This window comes from Pseudomonas sp. FEMGT703P, from assembly GCF_002786345.1.
GTDB lineage: Bacteria > Pseudomonadota > Gammaproteobacteria > Pseudomonadales > Pseudomonadaceae > Aquipseudomonas > Aquipseudomonas peli.
In genome coordinates, this window is record NZ_PGCM01000003.1 from 209,183 (window position 1) to 232,552 (window position 23,370).

The window sequence follows — 23,370 nt, forward strand, 5'->3', positions numbered from 1 at the left end:
ATCTCCATCAGTTCTATTTTGGAACCTGTTTCGATAGTCGGTTCCATTTTGGAACCTGTCAAGCTATCGTGAGCCATTGCTGTTGGAGGTTGGCTTATGCGTTGGGAAGAACTGGAGCAGCAACCCTGCTCGCTGGCCCGCACCCTGTCGGTGGTGGGTGATCGCTGGACGCTGTTGGTGCTGCGCGAGAGTTTTCTCGGTATTCGTCGTTTCGACGAGTTCGAGAAACGCCTGGGGATTACCCGCCACGTGCTGGCCGAGCGGCTGAAAAAGCTGGTGGAAGCTGGGGTGCTGGACAAGGTGGCCTATCAGCAGCGGCCGTTGCGTGAGGAATACTGCCTGAGCGCCAAGGGTCGCGATCTGTATCCGGCCATCATGGCCTTGGTGAACTGGGGCGACCGCCATATGAGTGGCGCCGAGGGTGCGCCGATTCGGCATATTCACCGCACCTGCGGGCAGCCGATGCATGGCGTGCTGGTGTGTTCGGATTGTGGTGAGCCGCTGCAGCCGCGTGACGTTCAGTTGGAGGAAGCGCCTGCGCTCAAGGGCCAGCTACTGCCGGCGCATTGGCATCAACTGCAGGAGCAGGGTTAGAACAGTCGCGCCAGTAATGCAGTCACCGCTGTTTCCACCCGCAGAATTCGCGCGCCCAGCTGCACCGGTTGCAGGCCGGCTTCGGTGAGCTTTTCCACTTCGTAGGGAATCCAGCCGCCTTCCGGGCCGATGGCCAGCGTGACAGGTTGTTCGACTGCGCGTGGGCAGGCTGGGAAGTCGCCGGGGTGGCCGACCAAGCCCACTGTTCCAGCAGCGATGCCAGGCAACTGATCTTCGACAAAGGGCTTGAAGCGCTTCTCGATAATGACTTCCGGCAGCACGGTATCGCGGGCCTGTTCCAGGCCGAGAATCAGCTGTTCGCGAATCGCTGCGGGTTCGAGGAAAGGCGTCTGCCAGAAGCTTTTTTCCACCCGGTAGCTGTTCAGCAGAATCAGCCGAGGCACGCCCATACTGCTGACGGTTTGCAACACGCGCCGCAGCATCTTCGGTCGGGGCAAGGCGAGCAGCAGGGTCAGTGGCAGTTTCTCAGGCGGCGGCTGGTCGAGCAGCACCGCTAGTTCAGCCTGCTCGGCGTCCAGACGCAGCAGTTGTCCACTGCCCATCAAACCATTCAGGCGGCCGACACGCAGGCTGTCGCCGGCTTCGGCGCGGTGCACTTCATGCAGATGCTTGAGGCGACGGCCGCTGAGCAGCACGCGGTCGGCGGCGATAAAGTCGCCGTCTTCCAGTAGCAGCAGGTTCACGGTTGTGCAGCGGGCGGTTGGTCGTTGGTCGAACTGTCGTTTTCCTCTGCCGCCGCGGCTTCCTCGTCGTCACGGCGCTTGACCATGCTGCCGCACAGCAGGCCAACTTCGAAGAGCATCCACATCGGTACGGCCAGCAGGGTTTGCGAGAACACATCAGGTGGGGTCAGCAGCATGCCGACGACAAAGCAGCCAACGATCACATAGGGGCGGCTCTTGCGTAGGGTCTCGACATCGACGATGCCGACCCAGATCAGCAGAAAGGTGGCAATCGGGATCTCAAAGGCGACGCCGAAGGCAAAGAACAGGGTCAGGACGAAATCCAGGTACTGACCGATATCGGTCATCATCTCTACGCCTTCCGGGGTCACGCTGGCGAAGAAGCCGAACATGATCGGGAACACCACGAAGTAGGCGAAGGCCATGCCCGCATAGAACAGCAGGATGCTGGAAACCAATAGGGGAACAGCAATGCGCTTCTCGTGCTTGTATAGCCCTGGTGCGATAAAACCCCAGATCTGATGCAGGATGATCGGCATCGACAGAAACAGCGCGACCATCATGGTCAGCTTGAACGGCGTGAGGAATGGCGAGGCCACTCCGGTGGCGATCATCGTCGCACCTTCCGGCAGGTAAGCGCGCAGCGGTGCGGCAACCAGCGCGTAGATGTCCTGGGAAAAATAGAACAGCCCTGCAAACAGCAGCAGTATCGCTGCAACAATGCGCAGCAGGCGCGTGCGCAGTTCGGTCAGGTGCGAGATCAGGGGCATTTCCTGATCGCTGTCCGGTCGTTGGCTCATGGCTGCGGGCTTTTATCCTGGCGGGTGCTATCGGTAGCGGCGGTCGGCTCTGCGGCGGGTGCAGCGGCAGGGCTCGGTTCGGTGATGCTGGTATGCGGTGCGCTGAGGCTTTGCTTAATCGCGTTCATTTCCCGCTCCAGCTCAAGGATCTGCTCGTTATGCAGCTGGCGGCGGATTTCATCCGCGCCGATCTCACGCTCGACCTCAGCCTTGATCGCGCTGAAGCTGCGTTTGATCCGGCCGATCCACAAACCTGCCGTGCGCACTGCGCCGGGCAGGCGATCAGGCCCCAGTACCACCAGGGCGACGATGCCGACCAGCAGCAGTTCGGTAAAGCCGATATCAAACATGGCTTAGTCTTTTTTCGCCGGTTCTTCGACCTTGCGCGCCTGAGCGTCGATGGTCTGACCTTTCGGCTCGTCCACGGCAGGGGCCGGCTTCTCTGCGTCGCCGTTGTCCATCGATTTACGGAAGCCCTTGATCGCGTCGCCCAGGTCAGAACCCAGGCCCTTGAGGCGCTTGGTGCCGAACAGCATGACCACGATCAGCAGGATGATCAGGAGTTGCCAGATGCTAATGCCACCGAATCCCATAATGCGTACTCCGAAAGTGAAGGTTTAATCAGTCTTGCGAGCGTGCGGCTTTTTCCGCGTGCCCGGAGAGGCCGAAGCGCCGGTCCAGCTCGTCCAGTACCGCCTGGGGGTGCTGGCCGAGGGCGGCAAGCATAACCAGGCTGTGGAACCACAGGTCTGCGGTTTCATAAATCACATCGCTGCAGTCGCCGCTAACGGCTGCATCTTTGGCCGCGAGGATGGTTTCCACTGACTCCTCACCGACCTTTTCCAGAATCTTATTCAGGCCCTTGTGGTACAGGCTGGCGACATACGAGCTGTCGGCGGCAGCGCCTTTGCGCGACTCCAGTACCTCGGCCAGGCGGCTCAGGGTATCAGTCATGGCCGAGTCACTCATGGGTATGTCCTGCGCTGTAGATGGCATGCGGGTCTTTCAGCACCGCTTCGACGATTTTCCAGGTGCCGTTCTCAAACACCCGGTAAAAGCAGCTCTCGCGGCCGGTGTGACAGGCGATACCGCCCAGCTGTTCAACCATCAGGATGATCACGTCAGCGTCGCAGTCCAGGCGCATTTCATGCAGTTTCTGCACATGCCCTGATTCTTCGCCCTTACGCCAGAGTTTGCCGCGCGAGCGTGACCAGTAGATGGCACGTTGTTCGGTAGCCGTCAGGGACAGCGCCTCACGGTTCATCCAGGCCATCATCAGCACACGGCCGGTCTTGTGGTCCTGGGCGATGGCCGGTACCAGGCCGTCGCTGTTCCAATTGATGTCGTCGAGCCAGTCAGTCATTGCAAGTTCCGCCCATCTCGGGCTGTCTGATTCAGAAAGCTAGTGTGCCAGTGCCTACCCGGTGTGGCTATCGGCGCAGCACCAGATAGAGGCCGCCCGCCAGCATTAGCCAGCTCGGCCAGGCGATCAGGCTCAGCGCCAGGCCCTGTGTAGCAGCGCCACCGATCAGCGCTGCGCCGAGCAAGCGTGCAGGCCATTGGCGGCGTGCCACGGGCTGCTCCTGGTGGCTGGCCGGTTGCTGATTGAGGCGCTCAAGGGTTTCACGGGCAATTTGCGACAGATGCGGCACCTGCTCGGCCTGCAGTTGCAGGTTGCGCAGCAGCTGCAGCGGGCTGATGCGCTCACGCATCCAGCGCTCAAGGAAGGGCTGGGCGGTGCTCCACAGATCCAGGTCGGGGTAGAGTTGGCGGCCCAGGCCTTCGATATTCAGCAGGGTTTTCTGCAGCAGCACCAGCTGCGGTTGCACTTCCATATTGAAGCGGCGCGCGGTCTGGAACAGGCGCAGCAGCACCTGGCCGAAGGAGATGTCCTTCAGCGGTTTTTCGAAGATCGGCTCGCACACGGTACGGATTGCCGCCTCGAAATCATTGATCTTGGTTTCCGCCGGCACCCAGCCCGAGTCGATATGCAGCTGTGCCACGCGACGGTAATCGCGCTTGAAGAAGGCAATCAGGTTGCGCGCCAGGTAGTCCTGATCTTCAGCGGTGAGGCTGCCGATGATGCCGCAGTCGATCGCGATGTACTGCGGGTTCCACGGTGTGCGCGTGCTGACGAAGATATTGCCGGGGTGCATGTCGGCATGGAAGAAACTGTCGCGGAACACCTGGGTGAAGAAAATCTCCACGCCGCGTTCGGCCAGCAGTTTCATATCGGTGCGCTGATCGGCCAGGGTTTCCAGGTCGGTAACCTGAATGCCGTAGATGCGCTCCATGACCAGCACCTTCGGCCGGCAATAATCCCAGTACACCTGCGGTACATAGAGCAGCGGCGAGCCTTCGAAGTTGCGCCGCAGCTGGCTGGCGTTGGCCGCTTCACGCAGCAGGTCGAGTTCGTCGTAGATGGTCTTTTCGTAATCGCTGACCACTTCCACCGGGCGCAGGCGACGTGCGTCCACAGAGGCGCGCTCGGCCACTTTGGCCAGTAGGAATAGCCAGGCGATGTCCTGCTCAATGACCGGTTTCAAGCCTGGACGGATGACTTTGACCACCACCTCTTCGCCGCTTTTCAGCTGCGCGGCATGCACCTGGGCGACCGAGGCCGATGCCAGCGGTTGCGTATCAAAGCGGGCAAACACTTCACCGACCTTTGCGCCCAATTGGGATTCGATCAGTGCCAGCGCTTTGGCCGGGTCGAAGGGCGGTACCTGATCCTGCAGCTTGGCCAGCTCGTCAGCGATATCAGTGGGCAACAGATCGCGGCGGGTGGAAAGCAGTTGGCCGAACTTGATAAAGATCGGCCCCAGTTCTTCCAGCGCCAGACGCAGACGTGCGCCGCGCGACAGCAGAAGGTTGCGGCGCGGCAGCCAGCGCCAAGGCAGCACATAGCGCAGTAAGCGAGCCCAGAAAGGCAGCGGCAGGGCGAATAACAGGTCGTCCAGCTGGTAGCGAATGACTACGCGCTGGATACGCAACAGACGACGAACGGCAAGCAGCTTCATGCGATGGGCTTATGGCGTTGGGCGAGGCGCTCGATGCGCGCGTCGAGTCGGTCGAGGGATAGCTTGAGGTGATCCAGTTCGGCGAAGCGCGCATCGGCTTCGCGCTGGCCGACCAGGCTGCGGGATTCTTCACTGAGGTAGTCGGCCAGGTTCAGGCGCAGGCTGTCGAGCGCCTGGCTGCTCCAGTTCACCCGACTGCGCAGATGGCCACCGAGCAGCTGGCTGCCGACTGGGCCGAGCCAGCGCGACAGTTCGTATTCCCAGTCCAGCTCAAGGTCCTGAAGGATTCCGGCCAGTTCCAGCAGGGCGGCGCTGTCGCCATCCAGCGTGACGTCCGGGCTGTGCAGGATGCTGGTCTTGTCGCGGCTCACGGCCAGGCGCAACAGGCTGGCGGCGGGGGCGCGCAAGTGACAATTAGCATCGCCGGCCCATTGCGCGGCCAGTTGCAGGCCGCTGGCGCTAGGCAGAATAAACAGCTGCAGATTTGGCGCGGCGCACTCCACGGCAATCACCCGGCCGCTTAAGCGCGCCAGGCGCGGCAGCGCGGTGCTGTCCATGGCCAATACGCGGTTAAGGCCGAGTTCGACGCCGGCCAGCAGCCCGGTCAGCAGCATCAGGGCTTGATGCCGCGGTGCAGGGCGACGATGCCGCCGGTCATATTGTGGAAGGTCACGCGCTCGAAACCGGCTTCAACCATCATCGCCTTGAGGGTGTCCTGATCCGGGTGCATGCGGATCGACTCGGCCAGGTAGCGGTAGCTTTCGGCGTCGTTGGTGATCAGTTTTCCGGCCAGCGGCATGAACTTGAACGAGTAGGCGTCGTAGAACTTCGACAGCAGCGGGCTGGACGGCTTGGAGAACTCCAGGATCAACAGGCGACCGCCCGGCTTGAGTACGCGCAGCATTGAGCGGATGGCGTCTTCTTTGTGCGTCACGTTGCGCAGGCCGAAAGCGATGGTCACCACGTCGAAATGGTTGTCCGGGAACGGCAGTTTTTCCGCATCGGCCTGAACGAAGCTGACGTTACCGGCCACGCCTTTGTCGAGCAGACGATCACGGCCGACGCGCAGCATCGATTCGTTGATGTCGGCCAACACCACTTCGCCAGTCGGGCCGACCAGGCTGGAAAACTTGCGGGTCAGGTCGCCGGTGCCGCCGGCGATATCCAGCACCCGATTGCCGCTGCGCACGCCAGACAGTTCGATGGTGAAGCGCTTCCACAAGCGGTGCATGCCGCCAGACAGCACGTCGTTCATCAGGTCGTACTTGGCCGCGACCGAGTGAAAGACTTCGGCGACTTTTTCCGCCTTCTGGCTTTCCGGCACGCTCTGGAAGCCAAAGTGCGTGGTGGGTTCGCTGTCGCTGCTCTTGCGCGGATCGTTCATCGTGGCCTTTCCTAAAACACAGAGGCTGCATCTAAAGTGGCGGTCATTCTAAACCCAAAAAGCCCCGCTGGGTTTGGGCCGTGCGGCGGCGAACAACAAAGTTCTGCAACGGACTGAGCACTGGCGTCGCGTGCAGCTTGCGGTCTGCAGCCTTGCTATAGTCGCAGCGACGTAAGGTCGCAGTTAACGGACGAGGAGAAATGCATGGCCAAAATCACCGTAGAACGTCCCCACACCCTGGGGCGCGAAGTCGCCCGGGAAAAAGCCGAGCAACTGGCCGAGCGCCTGGCTCGCAAATACGACGTGCGTTACCGCTGGAATGGCGACACGCTGGAATTCAAGCGCAGCGGCGCGGATGGGCGTATTGAGGTGCATGACCACAGTGTGCGCGTACAGCTCAGCCTGGGGCTGTTGCTGTCGGCGATGAGTGGCAGCATCAAACGCGAGATCGAAGAGGTGCTGGACAAGAATCTGCAGGCCTGAGGTTTACGGTCGTTGCTGCTCTCTTTTTGAGCATGGCTCCTGCAATTTTCCGCATGCTTAGTATGCGGTTTCTAATTTTCATCGATACCGTGCACCTAAGCCTGCATTCCGTGGGCGTTTCCTCGAAACACTTAGAGTGAGGTGCACCATGTCGAAAGTTGCCGTTAAAAAGAAAGCCGTCGTTGAAGAAACCAGCACTGTGCTGAGCGACGCGAAAGTTTACGCCCGCAAAATCTGGCTGGCAGGTCTGGGCGCATACGCCAAAGCCGGTCAAGAAGGTTCCGAGTACTTCAAAGAACTCGTGAAGAGCGGCGAAGGCGTTGAAAAGCAAGGCAAAAAACTGGTCAACGAACAAGTTGAAGCAGCCAACAGCCAGATCGACAGCGTTAAGACCACTGTCACCAGCAATGTCAGCAGCGTGAAAGGCAAGTTCGAAGTACAGCTCGACAAAATCGAGAAGGCCTTCGATAACCGTGTTGCCAGCGCCCTGAATCGCATGGGTATCCCGTCCAAGCAGGATGTTGAAGTACTGTCTGCTAAGCTGGATGAGCTGAGCGCGTTGCTCGAGCACGTCGCGCGTACCAAGTAAGGAGAGCAGGATGGCTGTCAAAAAGAAAACCGAAAAGCAAACCACTTCCTGGATTGGCGAAGTAGAAAAATACTCGCGTCAAATCTGGCTGGCTGGTTTGGGTGCCTACTCCAAGGTCAGCAAGGACGGCAACAAGCTGTTCGACACGCTGGTCAAGGATGGCGAAAAAGCTGAGAAGCAAGCCAAGACCGAAGTCGACAAGCAAGTTGGCGCAGTGAAGACCACTGTGGGTTCGAAAGTGGACACTGCCAAATCGAAAGTTGATGAAGTCAAAGACAAGGCTATTGGCAAGTGGGGCGAGCTGGAAGAAGCCTTCGACAAGCGTTTGAACAATGCCATTTCGCGTCTCGGTGTTCCGAGCCGCAATGAAGTGAAAGAGCTCAACGCCAAAGTTGAAAGCCTGACCAAGCAGATCGAGCAACTGACCGGTGTTTCGGTCAAGTCGGTCAAGCCTGCCGTGAAGAAAGTAGCCGCCAAACCAGCTGCTAAGCCAGCAGCCAAGCCGGCCGCTAAAGCAGCCGCCAAGCCTGCAGCGAAACCTGCTGCCAAGCCAGCGGCTAAACCGGCCGTCAAGGCTGCAGCCAAACCAGCGGCTAAACCTGCTGCCAAAGCTGCTGCCAAAGCTGCTGCTAAGCCAGCCGCCAAGCCAGCGGCTAAACCCGCTGCCAAGGCACCAGCCAAGCCGGCCGCCGCGAAGCCCGCTGCTGCTCCGGCCGCCGCTGCTGCACCTGCACCGGCCGCTGCACCTGCTGCACCTGTAACACCTGCCGCCCAGTCGTAAGACGCGCAGCAGTCAACGCAAACGCCCGGCCTCGTGCCGGGCGTTTGCGTTTATGCATTCGCGTTAATCTTCGAGGTAGCGCTGCGCCAGGTGTTCGGCGGCGTAGCGTGACTCTTCGGCCAGGTGTGGAGCCACCAGCATCATCACCTGATATACCACTAAGCGACTCTCGCCTTCGCGGCCGATGATGCGTTGGTAGTCCAGGGAAAACAGCAGGGTCAGGGTGATTTGCTCGACCAACTGGCCCAGTGACTGGGTATCGCTTTGCAGCTGGCCATCAAGTTGCAGTTGGGCGAGCAGTTCGGCCAGCGCGCGTTTCAGGTTGTTGAGCCAGTGACGCATGCCGCGTTCCAGTTTTGGTAGGCGGCTGGTCAGGTTGGACAGGTCCTGAAACAGGAAACGGTAGTGCGCCAGGCGCTCGACAATCAGGTGCAGAAACAGCCAATAGTCTTCTACATCCAGCTGCACGTCCTCGGGGGGCGAGAGCAACGGTGCAAGTTCGGCCTGAAAGCGCTCGAACAGACCGAGGATCAGCGGCTCTTTGCCATGGAAGTGGTAGTAGAGGTTGCCTGGGCTGATGCCCAGCTCGTTGGCGATTTCCAGGGTGGAGACATTCGGCTCGCCCTTCTGGTTGAACAGCAGCAGGGCACATTCAAGGATTCTGTCGCGGGTTTTCATCCGGTCTTCTTATTCTGGCCGCGGGAAGGCTGACGATACCTGGCCGCATGGGTTTGCGGCCAGTTTGATCAGGCATGTTTGGGTGTTTTAGCGCACGTGCACATAGGTGCCGGGCGCAGCTTCCATGGCTGGGTAGTGCTGATTACCAAGCGCCATCAGGGTGTCCTTTTGTACACCCGAACGCTCCTGCATCCAGCTCAGCCACACCGGCCACCAGCTGCCTTGTACGTGCTCGGCATCGTGGTACCAGGCGCGCGGGTCACCAGTGAGCTTGGGGTTCTCCAGGTAATTGGACTTCGGATTACCCGGCGGGTTGAGAATGCTCTGGATATGTCCGCTGTTGGACAGAATAAAGCGCCGATCACCGCCCAGCAGCAGCGTCGAGCGGTACACCGCATCCCAGGGGGTGATGTGATCGTTGATCCCGGCGACGCTGAAACTGTCGACCGTAACCTTCTGCAGATCGACGGGTGTACCGCAGACTTCCAGGCCGCGTGGGTGGGTCAGCGGGTTGTGCTTGAAGAAGTCGATCAGGTCGCCGTGTAAAGCAGCGGGTAGGCGGGTGTTGTCGTTGTTCCAGTAGAGAATGTCGAAGGCCGGTGGCTGCTTGCCGAGCAGGTAGTTGTTGATCCAGTAATTCCAGATCAGGTCGTTGGGGCGCATCCAGGCGAATACTCGCGCCATGTCACGACCGTCTAGCACGCCCTGCTGGTAGGAGCGGCGTTTGGCCGCTTCGAGGGTTAGCTCGTCGGCAAACAGCATGGCCGGGCTGTCGATCTGGCTGTCCAGCAGGCTGACCATGTACGTGGCGCTGGCCACTTTGCGCAGCTGGCGCTTGGCCTGCAGATGACCTTGCAGTGCCGCAATGGTCAGGCCACCGGCGCAGGCGCCGAGCAGGTTAACGTCCTTGCTGCCGGTGATTTCACGGCAGGCGTCGATGGCTTTTTCCAGTGCTTCTACGTAACTCGACAGGCCCCATTCGCGGTGCCGTGGGTCGGGGTTACGCCAGCTGATGACGAAAGTTTGCAGGCCGTTCTTCAGCGCGTACTGGACGAAGCTCTTTTCGCTGGAAAGGTCAAAAATATAGAACTTGTTGATTTGCGGCGGCACGATCAGCAGCGGCTTGGCGTACTGCTTTTCGCTCATCGGCTTGTACTGGATCAGCTCCAGCAATTCACTGCGAAACACCACGGCACCGCTGGTGGTGGCCAGGTTGCGGCCGACTTCGAAGGCGTGTTTGCTGACCTGGCTGGGCATGCCGTCGTTATTGACCAAGTCATCGAACAGGTGACTCACGCCCTTGAACAGGCTGCTGCCGCCACTGTTGAATAGCTCTTTGATGACTTGCGGGTTGAGCAGGGTGTTACTAGGCGCCAGGGCATCGCCGAGCAGGGTGGCGACAAAGCGCGCACGGGCACGGTCGTCAGCGTCCAGGTTGCTTTCGTCGATCCAGCTGTTCAACTGCTTCTGGCAGGCCAGGTAGGCTTGCAGGCTGCGGCTGTAGATCGGGTTATCACGCCAGGTCGGGTCGGCGAAGCGCGGGTCCTGCGGGTTGACCTTGAACGGCTTGTCACCCAAGAGTACGCGACCGAGTTGACCGCCCAGTGCGGCGACATGGCGGGCGCTGTGAATGGGTTGTTTGATCCCTTGCAGCGCCAGGCCGCGCAGGGTGGACAGCAGGTCGCGGCCGCGCAGACCGACCACTGCGTTTTGGGCATTCATCGCGCTGCTGCGTACGGGCAGGGCACGTTTGGCAGGTTGGTCTCGCATTGGGCAACACTCCGTCGTCAAACCATGAGACTTGATAAGCAGCAAGGCTTATACCAATGCGCGCGCATGGGCGTTCCAGACTGCCGCGCGCTAATTCTCAGGTAATACAACGTGCCCGAAAGTGGGTCAAGCACTGTGCTTCGGCACAGCCCCGGTGCGTGTTGTTGACATGCTCGCCCAGCTTGAGTGCGCTTAGCCGAGCGTGCGGGCTGGCGCGGGTTGTGGGTGCATGATCGCGCGCTGCCGTTCTTCCTCAAGAAATTTCATGATGATCGGCGCTACAGCTTCGGCGCGGGTTACCAGGAACAGGTGGCCGTCGTCGATCACGTGCAGTTCCGAGTTGGGGATGCGCCAGGCCAGCAGACGCATGTTCACCAGCGGGATGAGCGGGTCATCATCGCCGGCCATTACCAGCGTCGGTTGGCGAATCTTGTGCAGCCAGTGGATGCTGGTCCAGCCGAGGCCGGCGAACAGCTGCCAGTAGTAGCCCATCTTGCCGCCTGAACGGACTTTACTGGCATGTGCCAGGGCTAGTTTCGGGTCGCGGCGGAATGCGCCACCGTAGATTTCCGGGGCAATCTGCACGCCGTAAGACGGTTGTACATAACGCCGCGGGCTGGCCATGCACCAGAGCACCTTGGGTTTGCCAGGCACCATCACCGCGCCGGCCGAGGTGGCCGCGAGGATCAGCTTCTTGCAGCGCTCGGGGTAGTCATGGGCAAACTGCTGCGCCAGGGCACCGCCCCATGACACGCCAATCGCATTGACCTGACCGTAGTCGAGGTAATCGAGCATGCGTGCGGCCAGTTTGGCCAGGCCAGGAAAGCGGTAGGGCGTGCTGGGCGTGGAGGAGCCGCCGACACCGGGTACGTCGAAGGCGATGACCTCCAGGCCGGGGTCCAGGGCGCGCACGAACGGCATGACCAGCTCCAGGTTGGCGCCGATGCCGTTAAAGATCAGCAGCGGAGTCATCTCGCCGTTACCGGGGCGAACCGCGGTGCGGATGGTCTGGCCGTCCAGTTCAATGGTGCGGAATACGAAAGGTAGCGACATGCGCAAAAGCCCTATCAATTAAAACGCTGGATCAGACCCTCCGGGTCTTTTCCAGAAACACCAGGGCTAAGCCTGGTTCGCCTCACCCGCACCAATGAGCGGGTGGGCGAGCGACACCTCCAGTGCCGCGGGCAGTATGCGCAGTGCGCAGGTGATCAACGCTCGTGCACGTAAGTGCCAGGAGCCGCTTCGCCGGCCGGGTATTTTTTGTTGCCCAGCTGCGTCGGTGCCTTTTTGTGCGCGCCGGAGCGCTCGCCCAGCCAGACTTGCCAATGCAGCCACCACGAATCGGCGTGCTTGGTCGAACTGGCTTGCCAGGTTTTCGGGTCCGCATGCATCTGGGTGTTGGTCATGTAGCGTGCTTTCGGGTTACCCGGCGGGTTGAGAATGCTCTGAATATGCCCGCTGTTGGACAGCACGAACTCGACATTGCCGCCGAACAGATTGGCCGATTTGTAGCACGACTCCCACGGCGTAATGTGATCGGTGGTGCCGGCCACGCAGTAGAGGTCGCTGGTAACCTGCTTGAGGTCGATTGGCGTGCCGCAAACTTCCAGTGCGCCCGCGCGGATCAGCGGGTTGGAGGTAAACATGTCGATAAACTCGCCATGCAGGGCAGCGGGCAGGCGCGTGGTGTCGTTGTTCCAGTAGAGGATATCGAACACCGGTGGCTCGTTACCGAGCAGGTAGTTGTTAACCCAGTAGTTCCAGATCAGGTCGTTGGGGCGCATCCAGGCGAACACCTTGGCCATGTCGCTGCCTTCCAGCACACCGGCCTGATAGGAGCGGCGCTTGGCCAGCTCCAGGCTCTTTTCGTCGGCGAACAGCGCCACATCGGTTTCCAGACGGTTATCCAGCACGCTGACCAGCAGGGTCAGCGCATGCACCTTCTTCTCACCCAGCGCGGCGTAATGGCCCAACAGCGAGGTGGTGGTCAGGCCGCCGGAGCAGGCACCGAGCATGTTGATGTCTTTGCTGCCGGTGACGGCGGTGACCACGTCGATGGCTTCTTTCAGTGCTTCGATATAGGTCGACAGGCCCCACTCGCGATGTGCCTTGGTCGGGTTGCGCCAGCTCACCACGAAGGTTTGCACGCCATTGCGCAGCAGGAAGCGCGCCACGCTCTTCTCCGGCGACAGGTCGAACACGTAGAACTTGTTGATCTGTGGTGGTACTACCAGCAGAGGACGTTCGTGTACCTGCTCGGTGATCGGCTTGTACTGGATCAGCTCCAGCAGGTCGTTGCGGAAAATCACTGCGCCATCGGTGGTGGCCAGGCTTTTACCGACCTCGAAGGCGTTCATGTTGACCTGGCTGGGCATGCCACCGTTGTTGACGATGTCCTGGGCCAAGTGCGACAGGCCGTCTAGCAGGCTCTTGCCGCCGGTTTCGAAGAAGCGCTTAACAGCGGCCGGGTTGGCCATGCTGTTGCTGGGGGCCATGGCTTCGGTCATCAGATTGATCACGAAGTGGCCACGGCTGGCATCCTGTTCGGACAGGTTGCTGTGCTCGACCCAGTCATGCAGCTCCTTGCGCCAGGCCAGGTAGGTCTGCAGGTAGCGGCGGTACAGCGGATTCTGGCTCCAGGCGGGATCGGCAAAGCGCCGGTCGCCATCGGCGGGGGTGAGGTCGGATTGGCCGAGCATCACGTTCTTCAGCTCCATGCTGAAGTGGGCAAGGTGTTTGGCGCTGTGCAGGGGTTGCTTGAGGGCTTGCTTGAGTACGACTCGGGCGGAGCTAAGTAGGTCTTTACCGCGGATGCCGATCACCGGGTTAAGGCCCAGCGTGTTCTCGGAGGCCTGGTGTTTCAGGTCATCATTATTCTTATCTGTCATCTACAACGCTCCATTGTCCTGAGACGAAATACCGGCGTACTGCTGTGCTCGGCGACACAGGGCTAAGGGCCAGGTATTGCCCGGATTACCAAGGGCGGATCGCTCCGCAATCGTCCTCGTCGCAGGGGCTGCCTGGCGCGAGAAACTTCCAACTACTTGGTTACCCGAGTTTGAGAATTTGTGCAAGCCGGCCGCGATCCAGGCCGAATGCATGATGAGTATGCAGGGAAGGATTAGAAAATGCGCTCTAACCCGCCAGGATCAACGAGCTAGACGGGCTGCTGCGCTGCGGCAGATTGCCGCTTGGTGGTGCGGGCGTGAGGAAATAGCTGAAGCACCTGGGTCAATTCCTGACGGTATATCGCCTGGGCACTTCAGAGCATCAGCTTGACTACGCTCTCGCTGGGATCGCGGGACTTGCCGGCGGCGGCGAGGGTGGCGAGGTAATCGTTCCACAGTTCAGTCTGGCGCAGGGACAGCTGTTCCAGATAATCCCAGGTGAACAGGCCGCTGTCGTGGCCGTCATCGAAGGTCAGTTTGAGGGCGTAATTGCCTGCTGGCTCGATCTTGTTCAGGCCGACGCCGAGCTTGCCGGTCTGCAGAATGGGCTTGCCGTGACCCTGCACTTCCGCCGACGGCGAATGCACGCGCAGGAACTCGGCGGGCAGGGTGTAGCGCTCGTCCGCCCCGTAATGCAGCTCCAGGGTTTTCGAGGCTTTGTGCAGTTTTATCGCGGTAGGGATGCGCATGATTGCTTCCTGGGTTGCTCCGTAGCCCGGATTGCATCCGGGCTACGGGCGGGCGCGTTACAGGATATAGCGCGACAGGTCTTCGTCCTGCGCCAACTCGCCGAGGTGGCTGTTGACGTAAGCGGCGTCGATCACGATCGGCGTGCCGTTCTGCTGGCCAGCCAGATCGCCGGCGCTGAAGGAAACCTCCTCCAGCAGGCGCTCAAGCAGGGTGTGCAGGCGGCGTGCGCCGATGTTCTCGGTCTTCTCGTTGACCTGATAGGCAATCTCGGCGATGCGCTTGATGCCTTCGGCAACGAACTGGATGCCCAGGCCTTCGGTGTTCAGCAGGGCGGCGTATTGCTCGGTGAGCGAGGCGTGCGGCTCGGTGAGAATGCGCTCGAAATCCTGCGGGGTCAGGGCTTTCAGCTCCACGCGAATCGGCAGGCGGCCTTGCAGCTCGGGTACCAGGTCGCTCGGCTTGCTCAGGTGGAACGCGCCGGAGGCGATAAACAGGATGTGGTCGGTTTTCACCATGCCCAGCTTGGTGTTCACCGTGCAGCCTTCGATCAGCGGCAGCAGGTCACGCTGCACGCCTTCGCGGGACACGTCGGCACCGCCGGTGTTGCCGCGTTTGGCCACTTTGTCGATCTCGTCGATAAACACGATGCCGTTCTGTTCCACGGCTTCCAGGGCCTGGGCCTTGAGTTCTTCCTCGTTGACCAGGCGCGCGGCTTCTTCATCGCGCACCATTTTCAGGGCTTCCTTGACCTTGAGCTTGCGGCTCTTCTTCTTGCCCTTGCCCATGTTGGAAAACAGGCTTTGCAGCTGGTTGGTCATCTCTTCCATGCCCGGCGGGGTCATGATTTCGATGCCGGCCGGAGCGTCGGCCACTTCGATCTCGATGTCCTTGTCATCCAGCTGACCCTCGCGCAGGCGCTTGCGGAACAGCTGGCGGGTGTTGGAGTCGTTGCCCGGTGCGGCTTCTTCGCTGAAACCGGTGCGGGCCGGTGGCAGCAGGGCATCGAGGATGCGCTCTTCAGCGGCATCTTCGGCGCGGTGACGGACTTTGACCATCTCCTGCTCCCGCAGCATCTTGATTGCCGCATCGGCGAGGTCACGGATGATCGACTCGACATCGCGGCCTACATAACCGACTTCGGTGAACTTGGTTGCTTCCACTTTGATAAACGGTGCATTGGCCAGCTTGGCCAGGCGGCGGGCGATCTCGGTTTTGCCGACACCGGTCGGGCCGATCATCAGGATGTTCTTGGGCGTCACTTCAGCGCGCAGCTCAACCGGCAGCTGCATGCGCCGCCAGCGGTTGCGCAGGGCAATGGCCACGGCGCGCTTGGCGTCGTCCTGACCGATGATGTGGCGGTTGAGTTCGTGAACGATCTCGCGGGGCGTCATGGACATGCGGGTTACTCCAGAAAAGACCGCTAATCAGGGTGTTTAAAGCGTCGCGAGCGAAGGCCAGGCAAGGCGAAAGTAGGCGAGGAAGCGGAGTTTACGTCTGTAAATGAGCATTCCGAGCCTGCTTTCAACGCAGCATGGCCGAGCGCAGCAGCTTTAAGCGGCCGGATCGGCGCAGTCTTCTTCTTCGATAGTCAAGGTTTGGTTAGTGAAGACACAAATGGAGCCGGCAATGTTCAGCGCGGTTTCGGTGATTTCACGGGCACTCAAATCGGTTTTCTGCAGCAGGGCCATGGCTGCAGCCTGGGCGAAGCCGCCGCCAGAGCCCATGGCAATCAGGCCATGCTCGGGCTCAACCACGTCGCCGTTGCCGGTGATGATCAGCGAGGCGTCCTTGTTGGCCACGGCCAGCATGGCTTCCAGGCGGCTCAGCGAGCGGTCGGTGCGCCAGTCTTTGGCCAGTTCAACGGCGGCGCGCACCAGATGGCCTTGATGCTTTTCCAGCTGGCCTTCAAAGCGTTCAAACAGGGTAAAGGCGTCGGCGGTGGCGCCGGCAAAACCGGCCAGCACCTGGCCGTGGTACAGGCGACGAACTTTCTTCGCGTTGCCTTTCATCACGGTATTGCCGAGGGACACCTGGCCGTCGCCGCCCATGACGACTTTGCCGTTGCGGCGCACTGAAACGATGGTGGTCAAGGTGAGAGTCTCCACGCAGCGGGGCGAAAGTGCCCAATGCCGAATGAAGTGGGGGCAGCGGCAGCCCGCTTCAAGCCCTGAAGCGCATGCTGTCCGACAAATAGTCGGCAGAGCGCGCCGCAGGGCCTGAAATCGCGCGGTTTATTGCGCCTGGCGCTGCTGTAACAACAGATTGCTGAAGCCGCTGGCGGACAGGGTTTTCTGCGCCTGGCCGAGCTGTTCGCGGGTGGCAAAGGGGCCGACCAGCACGCGGTGCCAGGTTTCCTCGCGCACGGTGCCGGATTCCACCTGCACGCTTTGCCCGAGCAGGATGATCTGCGCGCGCAGGCTGTCGGCGTCGTCCTTGCGGCGGAATGAGCCAGCCTGAAGGAAGAACTGCGAGCTGACCGGACCTTTGGCGACCACCGGCGGCGGTGGCGGCACCTGGCCGTTGAGCGCGGCTTCGGCGCGGGCGGCATCAATCTTCGCGGCCTCTTCCGGGGTGACCGGTTTCTGCTCAGGCACGGCGGCAGGTTGCTCAATGGCCTGCGGCGGCAGGATCACTTCTGATTCTGGCAGCAGGGTGTAGAAGTCGTACTTGGGCTTGGCAGGCTCGCTGGTGGCTGGCTTGACGGCTGCCGCTTTGCTGGCCTGAGAGGCCCGCTCCTGTTCGACCTTGGTGCGCTTGATCTCGTCGCGGCCCGGTTCAAGGCTGAACAGAAACACCATAAAGCCGCCGATCACCAGGCCGCAAACTAGCCAGAACCAACCCGGCACCGGTTTTTTCGCCGGTGCCTGGTAACGGCTGGCGCCGCGTTTGGCGGCGGGCTTTTTCTTCGCTGCCACTTACATGCGCTCCAGGGTTTCCAGGCCGAGCAGTTCCAGGCCCTGCTTGAGCGTGCGCGCGGTCAGTGCGGCCAGGCGCAGGCGGCTGTTACGCAGCGCTTCGTCCTCGGTGGAGAGGATCGGGCAATTCTCGTAGAAGCTGGAGAACAAGCCAGCCAGGTCGTACAGGTAGGCGCATAGCAGGTGCGGCTCGCCCTTGTCGGCGACGCTGGCGAGCACTTCATTGAACTGTGCGAGCTTGCCGCCCAGTTCGATTTCGTGGGCGGCCTGCAGGTTGAGGCTGCCTTCGATCTGCTCGAAGCCCTTGCCCAGCTTGCGGAATACGCTGGCCACGCGGGTGTAGGCGTACAGCAGATAAGGTGCGGTATTGCCCTCGAAGCTCAGCATCAGCTCGAAGTTGAAGCGGTAGTCGCTGGTGCGGTGCTTGGACAGGTCGGCGTATTTCACTGCGCTGATGCCCACCGCGCGTGCAATCTGCCGTAGCTCGGCTTCGTCCAGTTCAGGGTTTTTGCCTTTGACCAGGGCGTAGGCGCGCTCTTCGGCTTCATCGAGCAGGTCGACCAGTTTTACCGTGCCGCCGTCGCGGGTCTTGAACGGACGGCCATCGGCGCCGTTCATGGTGCCGAAACCCATGTGTTCCAGCTGCATGCTGGCCGGGACGAAGCCGGCCAGGCGCGCGGCGGTGAAGACCATCTGGAAGTGCAGGGCCTGGCGTTGATCGACGAAGTACAGCGCGCGGTCGGCTTTCAATACGTTGGCACGGTAGCGGGTGGCAGCCAGGTCGGTGGTGGCGTACAGGTAACCGCCGCCTGCCTTCTGCACGATCAGCGGCAGCGGATTGCCTTCGGCGTTCTTGAACTCGTCCATAAACACGCACTGCGCGCCGTCGCTTTCGCTGAGCAGGCCCTTGGCCTTGAGATCGGCGACCACGTTGGCCAGGTCGTCGTTGTAGGCGCTTTCACCTTTCACGTCGGCCATGGAGAGCTTCACGCCGAGGCGGTCATACAACGCCTGGCAGTGGCTCAGGGAAATATCGTTGAAGCGGTGCCACAGGCGCAGGCATTCGGCGTCGCCGGCTTGCAGCTGCACCACCAGCTCGCGGGCCCGCTCGGCGAACTCAGGGGATTCGTCGAAGCGCTTCTTCGCCGCGCGGTAGAAACCTTCCAGATCAGCCAGCTCGCTTTCGGCGGCCTCCGGGTTTTCCTGCATAAAGGCCAGCAGCATGCCGAACTGGGTACCCCAGTCGCCCACGTGGTTCTGTCGGATGACTTCGTCGCCGAGGAACTCCAGCACCCGCGCCACGCCGTCACCGATGATGGTCGAGCGCAGGTGGCCAACGTGCATCTCTTTGGCCAGGTTGGGCGCCGACAGATCGATCACCACGCGCTGCGCTGGGCCAGCCTTGCGCACGCCGAGCTTGGCGTCAGCCAGCAGGGCATCCAGGCGCGCGGCCAGGGCCTGGGTGTTCTGGTAGAAATTGAGGAAACCCGGGCCAGCGATCTCGACCTTGCTGATCGCCGCATCGCTCGGCAGCGCGGCAATCAGCTTCTCGGCCAGGTCGCGCGGCTTCATGCCGGCCGGCTTGGCCAGCATCATGGCGATATTGCTGGCGAAGTCGCCGTGGGTCTTGTCCTTGGTGTTCTCCACCTGAATGGCCGGGCTCAGGCCTTCCGGCAGCACGCCGTCGGCAGTGAGGCGGGTCAGGGCTTGCTGGATCAGGTGGCGAATGCTGTCTTTCATGGTCTGCTCGGTCGGCCGTGGGGGCGGCGGCGCACAAAGGCGCTGGTTGAAAACTGCGCATTATCGACGCCCTTCGCCCGCAGCTTCAAGCAGCGTGTGGTTTCGCCGAGCTAAAGGCCGCCGCGATGGGCTGCAGATCACGCCGCGCTGGGCATATATAGACAAACGCCGCAGAGGCGAAACCACTGCGGCGTCTGGATGTAGCGTGAAGCGTTACGCGGAGCGCTGCGCCGTGCCGCGCACCGCCGCGTTGCCGGCGACGAAATACGGCGCGCTGCTGCGTGGCAGCGGGGCGCGGCCACGGATTTTGTCGGCGATCTTCTCGGCCATCATGATGGTTGGTGCATTCAGATTGCCGGTGACAATCAGCGGCATGATCGACGCATCCACCACGCGCAGGCCTTGCACGCCGTGCACCCGGCCCTGGCCGTCGACCACTGCCATATCGTCTTCACCCATCTTGCAGGAGCACGACGGATGGTAGGCCGTTTCTGCATGTTCGCGGATAAAGGTGTCCAGTTCGGCGTCGGTTTGCAGCTCGGCGCCGGGGCTGATCTCACGTCCGCGATACGGGTCCAGGGCGGATTGCGCCATGATTTCGCGGGTGATGCGGATGCCGTCGCGGAACTCGCGCCAGTCCTGCTCATGCGCCATATAGTTGAAGAGGATGCTCGGGTGCTGGCGCGGGTCCTTGGATTTGATCTGAATGCGCCCACGGCTCGGCGAGCGCATGGAGCCCATGTGCGCCTGGAAGCCATGTTCCTTCACCGCGTTGCTGCCGTTGTAGTTAATCGCCACCGGCAGGAAGTGGTACTGGATATTCGGCCACTCGAACTCGCTACTTGAGCGGATAAAGCCGCCGGCCTCGAACTGGTTGCTGGCGCCGATGCCTTTGCCGAGGAACAGCCAATTGGCACCGATCATCGGCTGATTCCACCATTGCAGCGCCGGGTACAGCGACACCGGTTGCTTGCAGGCGTATTGCAGGTACACCTCCAGGTGATCCTGCAGGTTCTGGCCGACGCCAGGCAGGTCGTGCACCAAGGGGATGTCCAGCTCGCGCAGCAGCGCCGCCGGGCCGACGCCGGAGCGTTGCAGCACCTGCGGCGAGGCAATCGCGCCGCCACACAGCAGCACTTCGCGGCGCGCGTTGACGGTGATCGGTGTGTCGTTATCGCCGAGCAGATACGCCACGCCGCTGGCGCGCTTGCCGCTGAACAGAATGCGGTCGGTAAGGGCGTGGGTGACGATGGTCAGGTTCGGCCGCTCGCGGGCCTGATCGAGGTAGCCGCGCGCAGTGCTGGAACGGCGGCCCTTGGGCGTGACGGTACGGTCCATCGGGCCGAAGCCTTCCTGCTGGTAGCCGTTGAGGTCGTCGGTGCGCGGGTAACCGGCCTGCACGCCGGCCTCAATCATGGCGTGGAACAGCGGGTTATTGCCGTTCTTCGGCGTCGTCACGCTCACCGGGCCCTCTCCGCCGTGGTAGGCATTGGCACCGATATCACGGGTTTCCGCCTTGCGGAAATACGGCAGGCAATCCAGGTAGCTCCAGTCTTCCAGGCCCTTTTCCTCGGCCCAGCCGTCGTAGTCCATGGCGTTGCCACGGATGTAGCACATGCCGTTGATCAAGGATGAGCCGCCCAATCCCTTGCCGCGCCCGCATTCCATGCGGCGGTTGTTCATATGCGGTTCGGGCTCGGTCAGGTAGGCCCAGTTATAGCGCCGGCCTTGCAGCGGGAAGGCCAGGGCGGCGGGCATCTGGGTGCGAAAATCCAGGCGGTAGTCTGGGCCGCCGGCTTCCAGCAGCAACACGCTGACGTCGGCGTCTTCAGTCAGACGGGTGGCCAGCACGTTACCGGCCGAGCCGGCGCCGATGATGATGTAGTCGAATTCCTGGGGCATAAAAGCTCCTGTAGCCCGGATGCACTCCGGGGAAAACGCGGTGACTGTTCCCGGATTGCATCCGGGCTACGGGGCGGCGATCAATTCGTGGGCGGGTCAGAACACCGAGGTGTAACCGCCCAGCTCGACCTGTACCGATTTGATCCGCGTGTAGTGCGCGAGGGTGGTCAGGCCGTTTTCGCGGCCGACGCCGGATTGCTTGTAGCCACCCACCGGCATTTCCGCCGGTGACTCGCCCCAGGTGTTGATCCAGCAGATGCCAGCTTCCAGCTTGTGGATCACTCGGTGCGCGCGGTTCAGGTCGCGGGTTACTACGCCGGCAGCCAAGCCGTACTCGGTGGCGTTGGCGCGGCGGATCACTTCCTCTTCGGTGTCGTAAATCAGAATGCTCATCACCGGGCCAAAGATTTCCTCACGGACGATGGTCATGCCGTCGTTGCAGTCGGTGAACACCGTCGGCGCGACATAGGCGCCTTTGGCGTAGTCGCCCTCGGTCACGCGATTGCCGCCGATCAGCAGGCGCGCGCCTTCGCTGCGGCCTTTTTCGATATAGCCGAGCACGCTGTCCATATGCGCCGCGCTGACCAGCGGGCCGAAATTGGTGCTGTCATTCAGCGGGTCACCGAGGCGGATGCGTTTGACCCGCTCAACCACCTTGGCCTCGAAGCGCGCCTGCAGCATGCGCGGCACGAATACGCGGGTGCCGTTGGTGCAGACCTGGCCGGAGCTGTAGAAGTTGGCCATCACCGCAATATCGGCGGCGCGGTCGAGGTCGGCGTCCTCGAAGATGATCAACGGCGACTTGCCGCCCAGCTCCATGGTCACTTCCTTGAGCGACGAGCTGGAGGCGCTCGCCATGACCTTCTTGCCGGTCACGGTGCCGCCGGTAAAGGAAATCTTCTCGATGCCCGGATGCTCGGTCAGCCACTGGCCAACTTCACGGCCGCTGCCGGTCAGCACGTTGAAAACGCCATCCGGCAGGCCGGCGGCGCTGTAGATTTCCGCCAGTTTCAATGCGCTGAGCGAAGTCACTTCGCTGGGTTTGAAGATCATCGCGTTGCCGGCGGCCAGGGCCGGCGCGGATTTCCACAGGGCGATCTGGATCGGGTAGTTCCACGCGCCGATACCGGCGACCACGCCGAGCGGCTCGCGGCGGGTGTAGACGAAACTGGTTTCGCGCAGCGGGATCTGCTCGCCTTCGATGGCCGGAATCAGCCCGGCGTAGTACTCCAGCACGTCGGCGCCGGTGACGATATCGACGTAGCGGGTTTCGGAGAGCGGCTTGCCGGTGTCGAGGGTTTCCAGCTCGGCCAGCTCATCGTTGCGCTCGCGCAGAATGTCCACGGCCTTGCGCAGGATGCGCGAACGCTGCATGGCGGTCATTGCCGCCCACACCTTTTGGCCCTCGGTGGCGCTGGCCACGGCCAGTTCCACGTCCGCTTTGCTGGCGCGCTGCACGCGGGCCAGTACTTCGCCGGTGGCGGGGTTGATGCTGTCGAAGGTCTCGCCGCTGCTGGCCGTTACATAGCGGCCGCCAATAAAGAGCTGCTGTTCGTCGAAGCGGGGCATGGCGCGTTCCTCGTGTGCGGTGGTCGACGCGAGCCGCCTGGCGCAGGTCGTCGGTGTAGGCAATATAGACGCAAGGCTAAATTATCTTAATTGAACGATCAATCAACAAAAACGACAGGGCGCAGCCAAACGCGACACGCAGGGCGAGTCGGTGGCGGTATTCGGCTATTTAAAAGAGAGGCGGCTATTGCGCCTTGAGCAACTGCAGGTCGAGGTATTCGTAGGCGATCTCAATCGCCTGGCGGGTGTCGAAACCCTCGCCGGACAGCGCCCCTCGCAGCCACAAGCCATCAATCAATGCTGCCAGTCCTCGGGCCGCGCTGCGCGCCTGATCCTGCGGCAATACCCGGCTGAATTGCCCGCACAGGTTGGAATACAGGCGGTGATCATTGACCCGCTGCAAACGCCGCAGCGCCGGCTGGTGCATGCTGGTGGCCCAGAACGCTAGCCAGGTTTTCATCGCCGGGCCGTTGACCTGGCTGTCATCGAAGTTGCCTTCAATCATCGCCCGCAGGTGTTCGCGCGGCTGGTCCGGCGGCAAGCTGGCGCGGCGTTCGCGCACGGCATCACTGAGCGCCTGCATCAGGTGGCGCATGGTGGCGTCGAGCAGGCCGTTCTTGTCGCGGAAATAGTGGCTGATGATCCCGTTGGAAACCCCGGCGATCCGCGCAATATAGGCGATGCTGGCATCGCTCATGCCGACCTGATCCACTGCTTCAAGGGTCGCCGCGATCAATTGCGAGCGGCGGATTGGTTGCATTCCAACCTTGGGCATCGGCTTCTCCGTCGATAGGGGGCGTCCC

The 23,370-nt window shown here is 61.6% G+C and carries 25 protein-coding genes; 4 read left to right on the forward strand and 21 right to left on the reverse strand.

The features are described from left to right. The first annotated feature begins 96 nt into the window (after nt 1-96). Nucleotides 97-594: a winged helix-turn-helix transcriptional regulator gene (locus CUR33_RS01870; protein ID WP_289238514.1), complete on the forward strand. Its 498-nt coding sequence runs from the start codon at nt 97-99 to the stop codon at nt 592-594. Here CUR33_RS01870 and CUR33_RS01875 read toward each other — a convergent pair. The 9 genes from CUR33_RS01875 to ubiE form a co-directional block, all read right to left on the reverse strand. Beyond that, nucleotides 591-1,298: a 16S rRNA (uracil(1498)-N(3))-methyltransferase gene (locus CUR33_RS01875; RefSeq protein ID WP_289238515.1), complete on the reverse strand. Its 708-nt coding sequence runs from the start codon at nt 1,296-1,298 to the stop codon at nt 591-593. The two genes, CUR33_RS01870 and CUR33_RS01875, sit on opposite strands and share 4 nt — an antisense overlap. After that, entirely contained in the window at nt 1,295-2,098 is an 804-nt protein-coding gene (gene tatC, locus CUR33_RS01880; RefSeq protein WP_289238516.1) for a twin-arginine translocase subunit TatC, read from the reverse strand. Before tatC ends, CUR33_RS01875 begins: the two co-directional genes overlap by 4 nt. After that, nucleotides 2,095-2,448 (reverse strand): Sec-independent protein translocase protein TatB, encoded by a 354-nt coding sequence (gene tatB, locus CUR33_RS01885; protein ID WP_289238517.1) that lies wholly within the window; start codon nt 2,446-2,448, stop codon nt 2,095-2,097. The genes tatC and tatB overlap by 4 nt, the downstream gene beginning before the upstream one ends. Nucleotides 2,449-2,451: 3 nt before the next feature. Then, nucleotides 2,452-2,691 (reverse strand): twin-arginine translocase TatA/TatE family subunit, encoded by a 240-nt coding sequence (tatA, locus tag CUR33_RS01890; RefSeq protein ID WP_090254894.1) that lies wholly within the window; start codon nt 2,689-2,691, stop codon nt 2,452-2,454. A gap of 28 nt (nt 2,692-2,719) precedes the next feature. Then, the gene (locus tag CUR33_RS01895) at nt 2,720-3,052 is read right to left on the reverse strand and encodes a phosphoribosyl-ATP diphosphatase (protein WP_090255176.1); all 333 of its coding nucleotides are present in this window, start codon (nt 3,050-3,052) and stop codon (nt 2,720-2,722) included. Nucleotides 3,053-3,059: 7 nt separating this feature from the next. Next, nucleotides 3,060-3,461, reverse strand: coding sequence for a phosphoribosyl-AMP cyclohydrolase (gene hisI, locus CUR33_RS01900; protein ID WP_289238518.1), 402 nt, complete (start codon nt 3,459-3,461; stop codon nt 3,060-3,062). Nucleotides 3,462-3,528: 67 nt separating this feature from the next. Beyond that, nucleotides 3,529-5,118, reverse strand: coding sequence for a ubiquinone biosynthesis regulatory protein kinase UbiB (gene ubiB / locus CUR33_RS01905; protein ID WP_289238519.1), 1,590 nt, complete (start codon nt 5,116-5,118; stop codon nt 3,529-3,531). Next, complete coding sequence (locus tag CUR33_RS01910; protein WP_289238520.1) at nt 5,115-5,732, reverse strand: ubiquinone biosynthesis accessory factor UbiJ; 618 nt, start codon at nt 5,730-5,732, stop codon at nt 5,115-5,117. The genes ubiB and CUR33_RS01910 overlap by 4 nt, the downstream gene beginning before the upstream one ends. Beyond that, nucleotides 5,732-6,502, reverse strand: coding sequence for a bifunctional demethylmenaquinone methyltransferase/2-methoxy-6-polyprenyl-1,4-benzoquinol methylase UbiE (gene ubiE, locus CUR33_RS01915; RefSeq protein ID WP_090254901.1), 771 nt, complete (start codon nt 6,500-6,502; stop codon nt 5,732-5,734). The genes CUR33_RS01910 and ubiE overlap by 1 nt, the downstream gene beginning before the upstream one ends. Nucleotides 6,503-6,706: 204 nt before the next feature. Here ubiE and CUR33_RS01920 point away from each other — a divergent pair, with 204 nt between their 5' ends. From CUR33_RS01920 to CUR33_RS01930, 3 genes are all read left to right on the forward strand, one after another. Continuing rightward, nucleotides 6,707-6,985, forward strand: a complete 279-nt coding sequence (locus CUR33_RS01920) for a polyhydroxyalkanoic acid system family protein (protein ID WP_289238521.1) — start codon at nt 6,707-6,709, stop codon at nt 6,983-6,985. A 148-nt stretch (nt 6,986-7,133) separates the two neighbouring features. Next, complete coding sequence (locus CUR33_RS01925) at nt 7,134-7,574, forward strand: phasin family protein (protein ID WP_090254904.1); 441 nt, start codon at nt 7,134-7,136, stop codon at nt 7,572-7,574. Between the two features lie 10 nt (nt 7,575-7,584). Continuing rightward, nucleotides 7,585-8,355, forward strand: coding sequence for a phasin family protein (locus CUR33_RS01930; protein WP_289238522.1), 771 nt, complete (start codon nt 7,585-7,587; stop codon nt 8,353-8,355). 63 nt (nt 8,356-8,418) lie between these two features. Here CUR33_RS01930 and CUR33_RS01935 read toward each other — a convergent pair whose 3' ends face one another. The 12 genes from CUR33_RS01935 to betI form a co-directional block, all read right to left on the reverse strand. Then, a complete protein-coding gene (locus CUR33_RS01935) occupies nt 8,419-9,033 on the reverse strand; it encodes a TetR/AcrR family transcriptional regulator (protein ID WP_090379388.1) in 615 nt (204 codons plus the stop codon). A gap of 87 nt (nt 9,034-9,120) precedes the next feature. Continuing rightward, on the reverse strand, nt 9,121-10,803 hold the full coding sequence (gene phaC / locus CUR33_RS01940) for a class II poly(R)-hydroxyalkanoic acid synthase (protein WP_289238523.1): 1,683 nt from the start codon (nt 10,801-10,803) through the stop codon (nt 9,121-9,123). A gap of 192 nt (nt 10,804-10,995) precedes the next feature. Next, a complete protein-coding gene (gene phaZ, locus CUR33_RS01945; protein WP_090254912.1) occupies nt 10,996-11,856 on the reverse strand; it encodes a poly(3-hydroxyalkanoate) depolymerase in 861 nt (286 codons plus the stop codon). Between the two features lie 155 nt (nt 11,857-12,011). Continuing rightward, a complete protein-coding gene (gene phaC, locus CUR33_RS01950) occupies nt 12,012-13,691 on the reverse strand; it encodes a class II poly(R)-hydroxyalkanoic acid synthase (protein ID WP_090254914.1) in 1,680 nt (559 codons plus the stop codon). A 374-nt stretch (nt 13,692-14,065) separates the two neighbouring features. After that, complete coding sequence (locus CUR33_RS01955; RefSeq protein WP_090254917.1) at nt 14,066-14,440, reverse strand: gamma-butyrobetaine hydroxylase-like domain-containing protein; 375 nt, start codon at nt 14,438-14,440, stop codon at nt 14,066-14,068. A gap of 57 nt (nt 14,441-14,497) precedes the next feature. After that, the gene (gene hslU / locus CUR33_RS01960; protein WP_090254919.1) at nt 14,498-15,838 is read right to left on the reverse strand and encodes an HslU--HslV peptidase ATPase subunit; all 1,341 of its coding nucleotides are present in this window, start codon (nt 15,836-15,838) and stop codon (nt 14,498-14,500) included. Nucleotides 15,839-15,991: 153 nt separating this feature from the next. Beyond that, on the reverse strand, nt 15,992-16,531 hold the full coding sequence (gene hslV, locus CUR33_RS01965; RefSeq protein WP_282874247.1) for an ATP-dependent protease subunit HslV: 540 nt from the start codon (nt 16,529-16,531) through the stop codon (nt 15,992-15,994). Nucleotides 16,532-16,672: 141 nt separating this feature from the next. Further along, nucleotides 16,673-17,356, reverse strand: a complete 684-nt coding sequence (locus CUR33_RS01970; RefSeq protein ID WP_289238524.1) for an SPOR domain-containing protein — start codon at nt 17,354-17,356, stop codon at nt 16,673-16,675. Continuing rightward, complete coding sequence (gene argS / locus CUR33_RS01975) at nt 17,357-19,096, reverse strand: arginine--tRNA ligase (RefSeq protein WP_289238525.1); 1,740 nt, start codon at nt 19,094-19,096, stop codon at nt 17,357-17,359. Nucleotides 19,097-19,309: 213 nt separating this feature from the next. Further along, the gene (betA, locus tag CUR33_RS01980) at nt 19,310-20,998 is read right to left on the reverse strand and encodes a choline dehydrogenase (protein ID WP_289238526.1); all 1,689 of its coding nucleotides are present in this window, start codon (nt 20,996-20,998) and stop codon (nt 19,310-19,312) included. 96 nt (nt 20,999-21,094) lie between these two features. After that, nucleotides 21,095-22,567 carry a betaine-aldehyde dehydrogenase gene (gene betB / locus CUR33_RS01985; RefSeq protein WP_289238527.1) on the reverse strand — a complete coding sequence of 491 codons (1,473 nt, stop codon included), beginning with the start codon at nt 22,565-22,567 and terminating at the stop codon, nt 21,095-21,097. A gap of 184 nt (nt 22,568-22,751) precedes the next feature. Next, a complete protein-coding gene (betI, locus tag CUR33_RS01990) occupies nt 22,752-23,342 on the reverse strand; it encodes a transcriptional regulator BetI (RefSeq protein WP_167146649.1) in 591 nt (196 codons plus the stop codon). Between the last annotated feature and the right edge of the window lie 28 nt (nt 23,343-23,370).

Coding starts and splice junctions, on each gene's coding strand:
- CUR33_RS01895 (WP_090255176.1), bottom strand. CDS start 3,052: ATGACTGATACCCTGAGCCGCCTGGCCGAGGTACTGGAGTCGCGCAAA.
- ubiB (WP_289238519.1), bottom strand. CDS start 5,118: ATGAAGCTGCTTGCCGTTCGTCGTCTGTTGCGTATCCAGCGCGTAGTC.
- CUR33_RS01930 (WP_289238522.1), top strand. CDS start 7,585: ATGGCTGTCAAAAAGAAAACCGAAAAGCAAACCACTTCCTGGATTGGC.
- CUR33_RS01955 (WP_090254917.1), bottom strand. CDS start 14,440: ATGCGCATCCCTACCGCGATAAAACTGCACAAAGCCTCGAAAACCCTG.
- phaC (WP_289238523.1), bottom strand. CDS start 10,803: ATGCGAGACCAACCTGCCAAACGTGCCCTGCCCGTACGCAGCAGCGCG.
- betI (WP_167146649.1), bottom strand. CDS start 23,342: ATGCCCAAGGTTGGAATGCAACCAATCCGCCGCTCGCAATTGATCGCG.
- betB (WP_289238527.1), bottom strand. CDS start 22,567: ATGCCCCGCTTCGACGAACAGCAGCTCTTTATTGGCGGCCGCTATGTA.
- hisI (WP_289238518.1), bottom strand. CDS start 3,461: ATGACTGACTGGCTCGACGACATCAATTGGAACAGCGACGGCCTGGTA.
- CUR33_RS01910 (WP_289238520.1), bottom strand. CDS start 5,732: ATGCTGCTGACCGGGCTGCTGGCCGGCGTCGAACTCGGCCTTAACCGC.
- CUR33_RS01870 (WP_289238514.1), top strand. CDS start 97: ATGCGTTGGGAAGAACTGGAGCAGCAACCCTGCTCGCTGGCCCGCACC.
- tatC (WP_289238516.1), bottom strand. CDS start 2,098: ATGAGCCAACGACCGGACAGCGATCAGGAAATGCCCCTGATCTCGCAC.
- ubiE (WP_090254901.1), bottom strand. CDS start 6,502: ATGAACGATCCGCGCAAGAGCAGCGACAGCGAACCCACCACGCACTTT.
- CUR33_RS01925 (WP_090254904.1), top strand. CDS start 7,134: ATGTCGAAAGTTGCCGTTAAAAAGAAAGCCGTCGTTGAAGAAACCAGC.
- phaC (WP_090254914.1), bottom strand. CDS start 13,691: ATGACAGATAAGAATAATGATGACCTGAAACACCAGGCCTCCGAGAAC.
- CUR33_RS01920 (WP_289238521.1), top strand. CDS start 6,707: ATGGCCAAAATCACCGTAGAACGTCCCCACACCCTGGGGCGCGAAGTC.
- tatB (WP_289238517.1), bottom strand. CDS start 2,448: ATGTTTGATATCGGCTTTACCGAACTGCTGCTGGTCGGCATCGTCGCC.
- betA (WP_289238526.1), bottom strand. CDS start 20,998: ATGCCCCAGGAATTCGACTACATCATCATCGGCGCCGGCTCGGCCGGT.
- tatA (WP_090254894.1), bottom strand. CDS start 2,691: ATGGGATTCGGTGGCATTAGCATCTGGCAACTCCTGATCATCCTGCTG.
- hslU (WP_090254919.1), bottom strand. CDS start 15,838: ATGTCCATGACGCCCCGCGAGATCGTTCACGAACTCAACCGCCACATC.
- CUR33_RS01935 (WP_090379388.1), bottom strand. CDS start 9,033: ATGAAAACCCGCGACAGAATCCTTGAATGTGCCCTGCTGCTGTTCAAC.
- phaZ (WP_090254912.1), bottom strand. CDS start 11,856: ATGTCGCTACCTTTCGTATTCCGCACCATTGAACTGGACGGCCAGACC.
- argS (WP_289238525.1), bottom strand. CDS start 19,096: ATGAAAGACAGCATTCGCCACCTGATCCAGCAAGCCCTGACCCGCCTC.